12 protein-coding genes and 1 tRNA gene are annotated in these 12718 nt (G+C 61.1%); 10 read left to right on the top strand and 3 right to left on the bottom strand.

Annotated elements, in window-relative coordinates:
- Positions 1–65: 65 nt before the first annotated feature.
- Positions 66–626 carry a TMEM165/GDT1 family protein gene (locus ACX2DJ_RS00430; RefSeq protein WP_462570359.1) on the bottom strand — a complete coding sequence of 187 codons (561 nt, stop codon included), beginning with the start codon at positions 624–626 and terminating at the stop codon, positions 66–68.
- Positions 627–751: 125 nt separating this feature from the next.
- Between ACX2DJ_RS00430 and ACX2DJ_RS00435 the strand changes: the two genes are divergently transcribed.
- A complete protein-coding gene (locus ACX2DJ_RS00435) occupies positions 752–1546 on the top strand; it encodes an SDR family oxidoreductase (RefSeq protein ID WP_462570360.1) in 795 nt (264 codons plus the stop codon).
- 723 nt (positions 1547–2269) lie between these two features.
- Positions 2270–4486: a TonB-dependent receptor gene (locus tag ACX2DJ_RS00440; RefSeq protein WP_462570361.1), complete on the top strand. Its 2217-nt coding sequence runs from the start codon at positions 2270–2272 to the stop codon at positions 4484–4486.
- Positions 4487–4741: 255 nt separating this feature from the next.
- On the opposite strand, the gene ACX2DJ_RS00445 is transcribed toward ACX2DJ_RS00440, so the two are convergent.
- Positions 4742–5323, bottom strand: a complete 582-nt coding sequence (locus ACX2DJ_RS00445) for a TetR/AcrR family transcriptional regulator (protein WP_462570362.1) — start codon at positions 5321–5323, stop codon at positions 4742–4744.
- A gap of 151 nt (positions 5324–5474) precedes the next feature.
- On the opposite strand from ACX2DJ_RS00445, the gene ACX2DJ_RS00450 reads away from it, so the two are divergent.
- Positions 5475–6170: a crotonase/enoyl-CoA hydratase family protein gene (locus ACX2DJ_RS00450; RefSeq protein ID WP_462570363.1), complete on the top strand. Its 696-nt coding sequence runs from the start codon at positions 5475–5477 to the stop codon at positions 6168–6170.
- 82 nt (positions 6171–6252) lie between these two features.
- Positions 6253–7092, top strand: coding sequence for an alpha/beta fold hydrolase (locus tag ACX2DJ_RS00455; protein WP_462570364.1), 840 nt, complete (start codon positions 6253–6255; stop codon positions 7090–7092).
- 63 nt (positions 7093–7155) lie between these two features.
- Here ACX2DJ_RS00455 and ACX2DJ_RS00460 read toward each other — a convergent pair.
- Positions 7156–7229: transfer RNA gene (locus ACX2DJ_RS00460), tRNA-Gly, on the bottom strand.
- A gap of 184 nt (positions 7230–7413) precedes the next feature.
- Between ACX2DJ_RS00460 and ACX2DJ_RS00465 the strand changes: the two genes are divergently transcribed.
- From ACX2DJ_RS00465 to ACX2DJ_RS00490, 6 genes are all read left to right on the top strand, one after another.
- Complete coding sequence (locus tag ACX2DJ_RS00465) at positions 7414–8907, top strand: CoA-acylating methylmalonate-semialdehyde dehydrogenase (RefSeq protein ID WP_462570365.1); 1494 nt, start codon at positions 7414–7416, stop codon at positions 8905–8907.
- Positions 8907–9215 (top strand): I78 family peptidase inhibitor, encoded by a 309-nt coding sequence (locus tag ACX2DJ_RS00470; protein WP_462570366.1) that lies wholly within the window; start codon positions 8907–8909, stop codon positions 9213–9215. The genes ACX2DJ_RS00465 and ACX2DJ_RS00470 overlap by 1 nt, the downstream gene beginning before the upstream one ends.
- Positions 9216–9235: 20 nt before the next feature.
- On the top strand, positions 9236–10381 hold the full coding sequence (locus ACX2DJ_RS00475) for an acyl-CoA dehydrogenase family protein (RefSeq protein WP_462570368.1): 1146 nt from the start codon (positions 9236–9238) through the stop codon (positions 10379–10381).
- On the top strand, positions 10378–10776 hold the full coding sequence (locus tag ACX2DJ_RS00480; RefSeq protein WP_462570369.1) for a VOC family protein: 399 nt from the start codon (positions 10378–10380) through the stop codon (positions 10774–10776). The genes ACX2DJ_RS00475 and ACX2DJ_RS00480 overlap by 4 nt, the downstream gene beginning before the upstream one ends.
- Positions 10773–11822, top strand: a complete 1050-nt coding sequence (locus tag ACX2DJ_RS00485) for an enoyl-CoA hydratase/isomerase family protein (protein ID WP_462570370.1) — start codon at positions 10773–10775, stop codon at positions 11820–11822. Before ACX2DJ_RS00480 ends, ACX2DJ_RS00485 begins: the two co-directional genes overlap by 4 nt.
- Positions 11823–11922: 100 nt before the next feature.
- Positions 11923–12717, top strand: coding sequence for an enoyl-CoA hydratase-related protein (locus ACX2DJ_RS00490; protein WP_462570371.1), 795 nt, complete (start codon positions 11923–11925; stop codon positions 12715–12717).
- The last annotated feature ends 1 nt before the right edge of the window (position 12718 follow it).

Here is a 12718-nt window from a genome sequence, read left to right on the forward strand (position 1 = left end):
CCCGACCAGTGCGGAAACGGCCCCGGGGCATGAAATTCGTATGCGGTGAATTACTTGATCCAATCTCAGAGCATCATTGCGATCAATAGCGCAGCCAGCAGGCAGCCGGTTCCCATTGCCCAGCGCAGCGCGCGCAGTGTCGCCGCTTCGCTGACGCGCGCGGGCACAAGCCAGCCGAGCAGCATGGCCATTCCCGCACCGATTGCCGCGCCCCATGCCGCCGGAGTGCCCGCCGGAGCGCCCGCCGCGATGGCAGCCCCTCCGGCTAATGCGAGCCAGCGCGGCGCATCGAACAGCTGGCGTCCCGCCAGCACCAGCGTGATCGCACCCAGCGAGCGCGTCGGCTCTGCGGGAGCGGCAATCCGCACCGGCCAGGCGAGGTCGGCCGCAGCCAGCACCAGCGCCCCGCATACCAGCAGCAGTTGCGAGCCAGCGCAGGCCTGGCCTCCCAGCCATGCCCCCGCAGCGGCCATGGCGATTGCCGTGAGAGCAGCTGTTGCCAGGCCTGCGAGCAACAGCCCGCCGCTTCGCCCCAGCCCGATCGCCATGTGCGCAAGGGTCAACTGCGCCCGCCCGCCAAGCGCAGCGGCGAAACTTGCCATCAGCATGATCAGTGCCAGCACCATGGCCTTCGCCTAGCAGTGCTGTGCACCTGCCGCCATTGCCCTTGCCATTCACCAATTGGGCAGGCGATATGGTTCGCATGGCGGCTTAGTATGCCGCCTGGCACGGAAATCGGCAGGAGCAGGCAATGAAACTCGAAGCAGGTATGGCAGCGGTGGTGACAGGCGGGGCGTCGGGCCTGGGCCGGGCGAGCGCGCAGGCGCTGGCGGATGCCGGGTTGAAAGTCGCTATCTTCGATATCAATGACGCGGAAGGCGAAGCCCACGCCAGGGCCATTGGCGGCACATTCCACCATGTCGACATCATGGACGAGCAATCGGCCGAGGATGGCTTTGCCGCCGCGCGCGCGGCCAACGGGCAGGAACGCGTGACGGTGCACTGCGCCATGGCCAGCCGCCGCGGCAAGACGCTGGCCTGGGACAAGGAAAAGGGCGGCTACAAGCGCCTGCCGACCGAGGATTACGAATTCGGCGCGCAGGGCATTCTGGTCGCCAGCTATCGGATCGCCAGCATCTCAGCGCTGGGCATGGCCAATGCCGAGCCGCTGAGCGAGGATGGCGAGCGCGGCTGCATCACGCTGACCGCCAGTGTCGCCGCGCAGGACGGGCAGATCGGCCAGGTGATCTACGGCAGTTGCAAATCGGGCGTGAACGGGCTGGTGCTGCCGATGGCGCGCGATTTGATGGATATCGGCATCCGCGTGAATTCTGTCATGCCCGGCATCTTCGCCACGCCGCTGATGCTGGGGATGAAGGACCGCAATCCGGCGATGTGGGCGCAGCTCAATGCCAGCGTACCCTTCCCCAAGCGGCTCGGCCATCCAGAGGAATTCGCTTCGCTGATCCTGGAGATTGCGCGCAACAGCTATATCAACGGGCACCAGTTCCGGCTCGATGGGGCGATCCGCATGCCGCCGAAGTAACGACCACCCCCCGCGTCATCATTGCGAGGAGCCGCAGACGACGCGGCGATCCATGGCGCAGCGCACCGCCGCCGTAATCAAGTAAAATGTCCCCGGAATAACGGTATTCTCAATCTAAGTCCAAATGCAATCTTGATTACTTCTTAATGCTTCCAAAATATTTGAATCTTAACATATTAATGAGGGCACCAGTCAAAAATATTGGCGTTGAATATCTCACTGCGTCTCGAAACTCAAATGCAATGAGCAAGTATATAATGCCTGAGCATATAATTAATATAGTAAGAAGATACAGGTTCTTAATAAGTTTTTGCATATGACCTACTCGCAGCTCAATTTATAGCCAGCAAGCGTGACACGGGAATTCCGGGGACAGTACACCTAAATCCGGCACTCGTTCCATTGTGTGAAGTCTCGGGGCAACGATGCGAGAACTACATGTCATGCCTCACGGCTAGCCATATGTGCGACGCAGGTCAATTACGTATACTGTCCCCGTATTTCCCGTATTTCCCGTATTTCCCCGTATTTCCTGGGAGAACTTGCTTCAACCTCCAGGACCACACGGAGCCTTCAAAAGAAAACACCCTATGAAGCGCTTCGCGAATGGTTATAGCCGTATGCGGTGAATGTCTCGCCAGTCACTCGACGTTACATTGCCAGCTGGTCGCAATCAGCATTGGTCAAGAGAATGGGCGCCTTTGGCGAATGGAGGATTATTGCATGAAAAATAAAGTGAAATTCCGTACCTGGTTGGCCGGAACAACGGCAGCCCTTGCTTTGGGTGCTATTCCAAGTGGCCTTTTGGCCCAAGAGGCACCGGTCGATGCCGACGAAGCCGCATCAGGCAATTTCGACACAATTATCGTGACCGCAAAACGTATCGAGCAGAATGTCTATGAGGCGCCTGTTGCGGTAACGGTTTTTGGTCCGGAAGCCCTTGAGCAGCGCAACGCCGACAATATCATCGATATTGGCAAATATGTTCCCAATCTGACGGTCACAAATTTCGGGGCCGGTAACCCGAGTTCGCAGTTCCCCAGCATCCGCGGGATCGGTTTCCAGGATCACCTGATCGTGATCGACCCGACAGTGGGCGTGTATGTGGACGGCGTATATCTCGGCCGTCAGATCGGCCAGAACCTGAGCTTGTCCAACATCGAGCGGTTGGAAGTCTTGCGCGGTCCGCAAGGCACTCTGTTTGGCCGCAACTCGATTGGCGGTGCAATCAACATAATCACACAGCAGCCTGGAGATGAGGAACTTGCGACGATCAATTTGCAAGCCGGCACACGTGGCCGATTGGCTGGTGACGCCTATGCCAACACAAGACTGACCGACACGCTGGCAGTTTCCGTCAGTTTCGGGATCGACAAGCGCAATGGAATTGGTGATTTCCTCAACATTCCAAATCCGGAAGCGCGGGTTGGCGAACTGCAGGATATTTCAGGCCGCGTGGCGCTGAAATGGACCCCCAGTGACCGGCTGTCGATCAGGCTTACAGCAGACGGAAATGACGGAAAGAACGGCCAAAGCCCGTTCACCACTACGATCAAAGTCCCGCCTGGTGGTTGCACGGCGGAAGACATTGCCGATCTTTTCGGCCCGTTTGCTCTCGCCTGTGCGGGCGGGTTGGACCCGGTTACCAGCCAAGCCGAAGACCCGTTCGATTCAAATTCGGGGCAGGCCGATCTGGCGCAGGCGACAAATTCCGCCTACGGGTTCAGCGGCATTATCGAATATGCGCTGGCCGATAATCTCGATCTGAAGCTGATCGGCAGCTATCGACATTCCGAATATGAGGGCGGCCTCGATGATGACGGCGCCGAACTGGATTTTCTCTCGTTTCCCGAAGTCGGCGAGGCTGAGCAATATTCGTTCGAGCTCCAGCTAAGCGGGCGATCCGGCATCTTCGACTACGTCGGTGGTTTCTACTATTTCGACGAGGAAGGGTTCAATTTCCAGCAGCCGACAACGTTCAACAGCTTTGGTGGCGGACTTTTTGAACAGACCCAGGAAACGCGAAGCTATGCTGTCTTTGGCAATATCGGGGTTCAAGTGACCGATGATTTGCGCATTTCCGGCGGCATTCGCTATACCGATGACAGCAAGGAAGCGACCGCAGACCTGGGCTTTGCGCCGGAATTCGGGGGCTCGGCGGACTTCAACGAGGTGACATGGGAGGGTTCTGCCACCTACGCACTGGCAGACGATCTCAACATCTACGGAACGATTGCGCGCGGCTATCAGTCCGGGCAATTTCCGGCGCGACCGTTCGGCGGCGCCGCTACATTCTTTGCCACCGATCCGGTAACAGCAACCAACTATGAAGCTGGCATCAAGGGTGAACCATTCTCCTGGCTGCAAATGTCGCTTTCAGGTTTCTATACCGAGTACAGCTCTTTTCCTGCTCAGGTCAGCACGATTGGGCCCGACGGCTTTATCACGGTGACGGACGATGCAGGTGATCTGCGGTCAGTGGGCGTAGAGTGGGAAGGGAACATCAGGTATGGGAATTTCTCTCTCAATACATCGGTTGGCTACATCGATTCAGAGTTTGAAAACGTCGAACCCGGAAGCAGCATTGCAAACGGCAATCGCGCTGCGCTGACGCCGAAATGGACCATTGCCATCGGCCCGCAGGTTGGGTTTGACCTGCCGGGTGGCACGGTCACCACGCGGGTCGATTACTCATATCGCAGCAGCATGGAGGGCCAGCCCAACAATGCAGCCACGGCATTCATCGAAAGCCGCGATCTGCTGGGCTTCAATATCACCTATGAACCAACAGATGCCGATTGGTCGATCTCTGCCTATGGCAAGAACATCACCGATGAACGTTATACCCAGGCGGCACTGGATGTGGGGCCATATGTCCTCAATATCCTGAGCAACGATGCGAGCGAATTCGGGATCAAGTTCTCGCGGACATTTCGATGATCATGACGGGCGCTTCACCTGTCTGGCTAATGGTGTCCCCCGTCAGCACCTATGACACCAGATCGAGGTTGTGATTGAAGGAGGAGTTGGCTCTCGCCCTAGTGACGAAGGAACGAAGATGAGAGCCAACTCCTCAAAACCCAAAGCCAGTGCTGAGCGAGTGCTTAGCGGGTGGTCAAAGACATCCGCCGTGCTACCCGGCGGCACTTCTCCGGCGAAGACAAGATCCGAGGAAATTCGTGGAATTCCTCGTATTTACTGGCGCATCGCCGCCTCAAGGAGCGCCGCCAGCAATTCGGCGGTCTGCTCAACCGGACGGCGGCTGCGTTCCACCCGCGCCTGGACCAGGCTGCCCTGAATGGCGTTGGTGCATAGCATCGCCAGCCGCTCTGCATCTTCGGCGGAAAAGCCATCGGCGCGCAGCTTTGCAGCGATCACTTCCCGGCGCGCAGCGAAAGCGCGGCGGCCGGCTTCCGCAACCTCGGCATTGTCCGGGGCCAGTTCGAGCAGCACTGTCGTCATCGGGCAGCCATCCCTGAAGCCGGATTTCTCCATCCAGCCGGCCAGCAAACTGGCGTGGCCACGCACAAGCTCGCCAGTAGAAGCGGACTTTTCGGCCAGCGCCGCAAGCGTGTCGACCACCCGGCGCCCTGCCTCTTCCACTGCAGCCACGGCGATCGACGGCTTCCCCTCAGGAAAATAGTGATACATCGAGCCTTTCGGCGATCCGCTCTGCTCGACCAGCTCGTTAAGCCCGGTCGCGGCATAACCTTGCTGCCGGAACAGGCGAACCGCCGCATCGATGATCGGCTGCCGATGTTTTGCCTTGCCTGCCATACGCTCTCCTACCCCCCGATTGAACCATGCCCTGCGCGAGAGCGGCTACGCGGTCAAGCCAGCGCCATCCACAAACCCGCTCTGTAAAAATATATTGACTGGTCTATATCATTTGTGCAGATCGGCGGCAAGCGACCAGGGAAAATCGGCAATGACAGACACAGTGACATATGATTACCGGGACGGGCAGGCGACCATCACGATAGATGATGGCAAGGTCAACGTGATGACTGCCGACCTGCTCGATCAGTTCTGCGCGGCGGTTGGCCAGGCACGGGCCGACAAGGCCATGATCGTGCTGCGCTCCGGACGGGAAAAGGTCTTTTCCGCCGGTTTCGACGTCAAGCCGCTGGCCAGCCGGGATGTCGAAGCCAGCCGCAAGCTGCTGGAAGCGGGGGTCAAGGCAATCCTCGCCCTGCTTCAGCATCCCTTCCCCGTTGTGGCCTTGTGCCAGGGCCATGCCTACCCAATGGGGGCATTCCTGCTGCTTGCTTCCGACGTCCGAATCGGAACACAGGGAGACTACCGGATCGGCATGAACGAAGTGGCGATCGGCATTGCCGTGCCCGATTTTGCACTCGAGCTGGCGCGGCATCGCCTGCTGCCTTCCTGGCTGCACCGCACGGCTGCGCTGGGGCAGATGCTGCTGCCCGCAGAAGCGCTGGAGGCCGGCTTCCTCGATGTCCTGGTCGATCCGGCGATGCTCGATAATGCGGCCGAGCAAGTCACCGGGCAATTGCAGCAGATCGACATGGCGGCCCATGCCTCGACCAAGCAGCGCCTGCGCGCCGGAGTGGTCGCGGCAGTTGATACAGCCGCACGTGAACGATTGATGGCAAGTGCCTGAACTGGTCCGGAGCTGCCACTTGAAGGCCGCCGCCATGCTCTTCGGGTCGCAGGCAGCTCCGGATTCCTTCGAGGATTGAGCAATGGATCAGCTTTCAGCGGCAGCCGGGCTTCAGGCGCAAGCGGAAGAATTCTTCCACGCAATGTCCAACCAGCCCCCGATTGTCCTGCCCCTGCGCGAGGCTGACGCAGCAACTCTGGCCCGGGCCGAGGGCTTTCGCTTCGGGCCGCGGGAATCGCTCGCAGCATGGCGGTTTGGCGCCGGCGAGGGGCCGGTGGTGGTGCTGGTGCACGGCTGGGGCGGCCAGGGAACCCAGTTCCTGCGTATGGCCAACGCCCTGGTCGACTTCGGCTTCGAGGCCATCGTCATCGATGCGGGCAACCACGGTTCCTCGGCCCCCGCGCCGATGGGATTCGATCGGTTCATGCTTGATGCGCGCGCGCTGGCAGATCACCTTGGCACCATGCCTTTCGCCTGGGTCGCGCATTCCGCTGCGGCACTGGCAATCATGTCGGCGCGCCGCACCCACGGGATCTCGGCGCAGGCATACGTCGCCCTGGCGGCGCCTTTCGTGCCTTATGTTCCGCTCAACCGCTTTCGCCAGATGGGCGCAAGCGAACAGGCGGTGGACCTCGTCAAACCCATGCTCGCCCGGCAGTTCGATGCCGAGTGGGAGGCGCTGGAAGCCGGGCTGGCGTGGCGGGGCGAACCCGGTTCGCGCCTGCTTGCGATCTATGATCATGACGACACGATGGTCGACGCCGGAGATGCCGAACGAATTCGCCGGGTCTGGCCGGGCTGCCGCACGCTGCGGACCAGCGGATTCGGGCACAACCGGTTGCTTGGCTCGAGCGAAGCCATCGACCAGACGGCCCGGTTTCTCATTGACGTGGCCAAGTCCGAAACCCGCACAGCGCGCTGATGCACGCCATATCATAACCGAAGGGGTGTGAACCGGGCGCCCAAGCCACGCCGCCTGTTTGCGTGGAGCGGGTGAAGGGAATCGAACCCTCGTCGTCAGCTTGGGAAGCTGCTGCTCTACCATTGAGCTACACCCGCGAGCTGCGCTGCGGCAGGGCGAGGCCATTGGCACAATCGGCAGTGGCGGGTCAATCGCATTCGCCTATGGCGGCTCCTATGGCGGCTCCTATGAAAGGGCAAGAACGGGCAAGACTGCCTGATACCCTTGCCATGGGCGTCCCCGCGCGCCATGTGGGCAGCGCGAAGGAGAGTCAGGAATATCATGCGTCAGATCGACCATTTCATAGTTGGCGACAGCCCCGCCCCAACCCGCAAGCACCAGGTGTGGAACCCCTCAACCGGTGAGATCCAGGCCGAAGTGGCACTGGGCGATGCGGCCCTGCTTGAAAAGGCGATGGCCACCGCGCGCAAGGTGCAGCCGGAATGGGCCGCCACCAATCCGCAGCGCCGCGCGCGGGTGATGTTCGAGTTCAAGCGGCTGGTCGAAACCAACAAACAGGCGCTGGCCGAACTGCTGTCGAGCGAGCACGGCAAGGTGATCGAGGATGCGCATGGCGATATCCAGCGCGGGCTCGAAGTGATCGAGTTCGCCTGCGGCATCCCGCACGCGCTCAAGGGCGAATATACGCAGGGTGCCGGCCCCGGCATCGATGTCTATTCAATGCGCCAGCCGCTTGGTATCGGCGCAGGTATCACCCCGTTCAACTTCCCCGCGATGATCCCGATGTGGATGTTCGGCATGGCGATTGCGGCGGGCAATGCCTTCATCCTCAAGCCTAGCGAGCGTGACCCCAGCGTGCCGGTGCGGCTGGCCGAACTGTTCGTGGAGGCGGGCGCGCCCGAGGGGCTGCTGCAGGTTGTCCATGGCGACAAGGAAATGGTCGATGCCATCCTCGACCATCCCGATATTGCCGCGATCAGCTTCGTCGGCTCCTCTGACATCGCGCAGTACATCTACTCGCGCGGGACCGCCAACGCCAAGCGGGTGCAGGCCTTTGGCGGGGCCAAGAACCACGGCATCGTGATGCCTGACGCCGATCTCGACCAGGTGGTGAACGATCTGGCGGGCGCGGCCTTCGGTTCTGCGGGTGAGCGCTGCATGGCACTGCCGGTGGTGGTGCCGGTGGGCGAGGACACCGCCAACAGGCTGCGCGAAAAGCTGATCCCGGCGATCAATGCCTTGCGCATCGGCGTGTCGAACGATCCCGATGCGCATTATGGCCCGGTCGTAACGCCCGAGCACAAGGCGCGGGTCGAGCAATGGATCACCACTGCCGAGGAAGAAGGCGGCGAGATCGTGATCGACGGGCGCGGCTTCAGCCTTCAGGGCCACGAGCAGGGCTTCTTCATCGGCCCCACGCTGATTGACCGCGTCACCCCGCAGATGAAGAGTTACCAGGAAGAGATCTTCGGCCCGGTGCTCCAGATCGTGCGGGCCAATGACTTCGAACACGCCCTGCGCCTGCCGAGCGAGCACCAGTACGGCAATGGCGTGGCGATCTTCACCCGCAACGGCCATGCCGCGCGCGAGTTCGCCAGCCGCGTCAATGTGGGGATGGTGGGCATCAATGTGCCGATCCCGGTGCCGGTCGCCTATCACAGCTTCGGCGGGTGGAAGCGCTCCGGCTTTGGCGACATCGACCAGTATGGCATGGAAGGCCTCCGCTTCTGGACCAAGACCAAGAAGGTCACCCAGCGCTGGCCCGATGGGGGCGGCGATGGTAGCAACGCCTTCATCATTCCAACGATGGGTTGATGATGATGCGCACAGCCCTGCTCCCGGCATTCGCCCTGACCGTCACCGCCTGCGCGGCGCCGCAGGCCGCCGAACCTGCACCGCCCATGCACAAGCCGGTTGAGAAGATCTGCGACGCTTCCGTGCTGCAAGAGCATATCGGCCACAAGGCTTCGGAAAGGTCTGGCGCGATCCTGCTGGAACTTTCCGGTGCCCGCACCTTGCGCTGGGTCCCGCCGCGCACAGCGGTTACGATGGACTATCGCCCCGATCGATTGACCGTGTCCTATGACGACAACTATGTGATCGAGCGGATCAGCTGCGGCTGAAGTGGGCGAAGGGATAGCACATGTCAGGACAATTCCAGCTTAGCGATGACCAGCTCGCGATCCAGGAGATGGCGCACCGCTTCACTGCTGACAATATCACCCCATTCGCGGGGGAATGGGATGAAAAGCACCACTTCCCCAAGGATGTGATCAAGCAGACCGCCGAACTCGGCTTTGGCGCGATTTATGTGTCCGAGGAATCGGGCGGAATCGGCCTGGGCCGGCTTGAAGCCGCGCTGATCATGGAGGCGATGGCCTATGGCTGCCCCGCGACCAGCGCCTTCATCTCGATCCACAATATGTCGGCCTGGATGATCGACCGTTTCGGCGGCGATGAGGTGAAGGCCAGATTCCTGCCGAGACTGGTGACCATGGAGCATATCGCCAGCTATGCCCTGACCGAACCGGGATCGGGATCGGATGCGGCTGCGCTCAAGACCACCGCCCGGCTGGATGGCGATCACTACGTTCTCAATGGCACCAAGCAGTTCATTTCGGGCAGCGGCTATAATGACATTTATGTCGTGATGGTGCGCACCAGCGAACACAAATCAAAGGGCATTTCCTGCCTTGTAGTCGAAAAGGATACTCCGGGCGTTTCCTTCGGCGCGCCGGAGAAGAAGCTGGGCTGGAACGCTTCGCCGACCGCGCAGCTGATCTTCGAGGATGCGCGCGTGCCCGCCGCGAACCGGGTCGGCGGTGAAGGTGAAGGCTTCGGTTTTGCCATGGCCGGGCTCGATGGAGGCAGGCTCAATATCGGGGCCTGTTCACTGGGCGGGGCGCAGCGCTGTCTCGACGAGGCGATCAAATACACCAAGGAGCGCCAGCAGTTCGGCCAGCCGATCGCAGATTTCCAGAACACCCAGTTCATGCTGGCGGACATGGCGACCGAGCTGGAGGCGGCGCGCGCGCTGCTCTATCTCGCAGCCTGCAAGGTCACCGCCAATGCCCCGGACAAGAGCCGCTTTTCCGCCATGGCCAAACGACTCGCAACCGATAGCGGTTCGAATGTCGTCAACAACGCGCTCCAGCTGTTCGGCGGCTACGGTTATCTCAAGGATTACCCGATCGAACGCTTCTGGCGTGATCTGCGCGTGCATTCGATCCTCGAAGGCACCAATCAGGTGATGCGGATGATCGTGGGAAGGGATTTGCTGAGGCAATGATGATTCCGAGGCTTGAGATGATCACGCTGGTGGTGCCAGATTATGACGAAGCCATAGACTTCTTCGTCGGCAAGCTCGGTTTCCGGTTGCGGGTGGACCAGGTCGAAAGCGCCACGAAACGGTGGGTAGAGGTCGAAGGCAATGGCGGGATGCGCCTGCTGCTGGCCAAGGCGGCCAACGATCAGCAAGCTTCCGCGATCGGCAACCAGACCGGGGGCCGCGTCGGCTTCTTCCTTTACACCGCTGACTTCGCCGGGACCCACCGCAGAATGCTGGAAAGCGGAGTGACCTTTGCAGAAGAGCCGCGACATGAACCCTATGGTACAGTCGCGGTGTTCGAAGACCTGTACGGAAATCGCTGGGACCTGATCGAACCTGCAGGGACGAAACAATGACTGATGATGTGCTGATTTCGACCGAGGGTGCGGCAGGCAGGCTGTCGCTCAACCGGCCCAAGGCGCTGCAGGCGCTGACGCTGGAGATGTGCCATGCGATGAGCGCGGCGCTCACGCAATGGACGTCGGACGATGCGGTGAAGGTCGTGATCATCGATCACGCCGACGGGCGCGGCTTCTGCGCAGGCGGTGACATCGCCTTTCTGCGCAATTCGGCGCTGAATGACGGCGGCGTGTCGGGCCGCAAGTTCTTCCACGACGAATACCAGCTCAACCACCAGCTGTTTACCTATGGCAAGCCGGTGGTGGCCTTCATGGACGGCGTAACCATGGGCGGCGGCGTGGGCATTTCGCAGCCCGCGAAATATCGCGTCGCGACCGAGAATACGCGCCTTGCCATGCCCGAAACGGGGATCGGTCTCTTCCCCGATGTGGGGGGCGGTTGGTATCTCTCGCGCCTGCAAGGGCGGCTCGGGCAATTCCTCGCACTCACCGGCGCGCGGCTCGACGGTGCCGAATGCCTGTGGGCGGGGCTTGCCACGCATTATTTGCCATCGGAACGGCTTGAGGAAGCGAAAGCGCGCATCGCCGCCGGCCATGAGCCGGGAGGTGTGCTTTCAGCGCTTTCGGCATCGCCGCCTGAAGCGCGGATAGAGAACAATTACAGCGCGATCCGCAAGCATTTCGCCTCTGACCGCTATGAAGACATCCTCGCCAGCCTCGAGGCCGATAACGGCGAATGGGCCGCGAAAGAGCTGGCGACGCTATCCACCAAAAGCCCCCAGACCTGCAAGGTGGCGCTGCGCCAGCTTGCCACCAGCGCAAAGCTGGAGGATTTCGCGGACAATATGCGGATGGAATACCGCATCGCCAGCCGCGTGCTGGTACGCCCCGATTTTGCCGAAGGCGTGCGCGCGGTGATCACCGACAAGACCAATGATCCCAAATGGGATCCGGCAACCCCCGAAGGCGTGACCGAAGAGCTGCTCGGCGCGATATTTGCCCCGCTGCCCGAGGGCGAGGAGTGGGTGCCATTATCAAGTTAGGCACTCGTCATTGCGAGCGTAGCGACGCAATCCAGCTTCTACGCTATCTGGATCGCCGCGCAGCATGCGGCTCCTCGCGATGACGAATTAGGAGAGAACCTTGACTTACGAAACCATCACCGTCGAGACCGATGCCCAGGGCAACCGGGGCGTGACGCTGATCACGCTGAACCGCCCGCAGGCGCTGAACGCGCTCAATTCGCAGGTTCTGGCCGAGCTGATCGCGGCCTTTGCCGCCTATCAGGCCGATGGCAGCCAGCTGTGCGCGGTGCTGACCGGCAGCGGCGACAAGGCCTTTGCCGCAGGTGCCGACATCAAGGAAATGGCCGACAAACCGGCCGCCGATTTCTACCTCGACGATTTCTTTTCGCCCTGGACCAGCGAGATCGTGAAGAAGACGCGCAAGCCGTGGATCGCGGCGGTGAACGGCTTTGCGCTGGGCGGCGGGTGCGAACTGGCGATGATGGCAGACTTCATCTTCGCGTCCGACAAGGCGAAGTTCGGCCAGCCGGAGATCAAGCTGGGCGTGGCCCCCGGAATGGGCGGATCGCAGCGGCTGACCCGCGCGGTGGGCAAGTCGAAAGCGATGGAAATGTGCCTGACGGGCCGGATGATGGGCGCGGAAGAGGCTGAACGCAGCAATCTTGTGGCGCGGGTGGTGCCGCATGAGGAATTGATCGCCGAGGCGCTCAAAACCGCCGCGCAGATTGCCGCGATGCCGCCGATGGCCGCGATCGCCAACAAGGAGATGGTCAATTCGGCCTTCGAGATGACGCTCGACCAGGGGATCATCATCGAGCGCCGCATCTTCCAGATCCTCACGGCGAGTGAGGACAAGGCGGAAGGCATGGCCGCCTTCATCGAAAAGCGCGATGGCCAATGGAAGGGACGTTAGC

Source organism: Altererythrobacter chaiwopuensis, assembly GCF_054957755.1.

What these genes read in the sequence shown, in the direction of transcription:
- ACX2DJ_RS00430 (WP_462570359.1), bottom strand. Translation starts at nt 626, where the DNA reads ATGGTGCTGGCACTGATCATGCTGATGGCAAGTTTCGCCGCTGCGCTT.
- ACX2DJ_RS00435 (WP_462570360.1), top strand. Translation starts at nt 752, where the DNA reads ATGAAACTCGAAGCAGGTATGGCAGCGGTGGTGACAGGCGGGGCGTCG.
- ACX2DJ_RS00440 (WP_462570361.1), top strand. Translation starts at nt 2,270, where the DNA reads ATGAAAAATAAAGTGAAATTCCGTACCTGGTTGGCCGGAACAACGGCA.
- ACX2DJ_RS00445 (WP_462570362.1), bottom strand. Translation starts at nt 5,323, where the DNA reads ATGGCAGGCAAGGCAAAACATCGGCAGCCGATCATCGATGCGGCGGTT.
- ACX2DJ_RS00450 (WP_462570363.1), top strand. Translation starts at nt 5,475, where the DNA reads ATGACAGACACAGTGACATATGATTACCGGGACGGGCAGGCGACCATC.
- ACX2DJ_RS00455 (WP_462570364.1), top strand. Translation starts at nt 6,253, where the DNA reads ATGGATCAGCTTTCAGCGGCAGCCGGGCTTCAGGCGCAAGCGGAAGAA.
- ACX2DJ_RS00465 (WP_462570365.1), top strand. Translation starts at nt 7,414, where the DNA reads ATGCGTCAGATCGACCATTTCATAGTTGGCGACAGCCCCGCCCCAACC.
- ACX2DJ_RS00470 (WP_462570366.1), top strand. Translation starts at nt 8,907, where the DNA reads ATGATGATGCGCACAGCCCTGCTCCCGGCATTCGCCCTGACCGTCACC.
- ACX2DJ_RS00475 (WP_462570368.1), top strand. Translation starts at nt 9,236, where the DNA reads ATGTCAGGACAATTCCAGCTTAGCGATGACCAGCTCGCGATCCAGGAG.
- ACX2DJ_RS00480 (WP_462570369.1), top strand. Translation starts at nt 10,378, where the DNA reads ATGATGATTCCGAGGCTTGAGATGATCACGCTGGTGGTGCCAGATTAT.
- ACX2DJ_RS00485 (WP_462570370.1), top strand. Translation starts at nt 10,773, where the DNA reads ATGACTGATGATGTGCTGATTTCGACCGAGGGTGCGGCAGGCAGGCTG.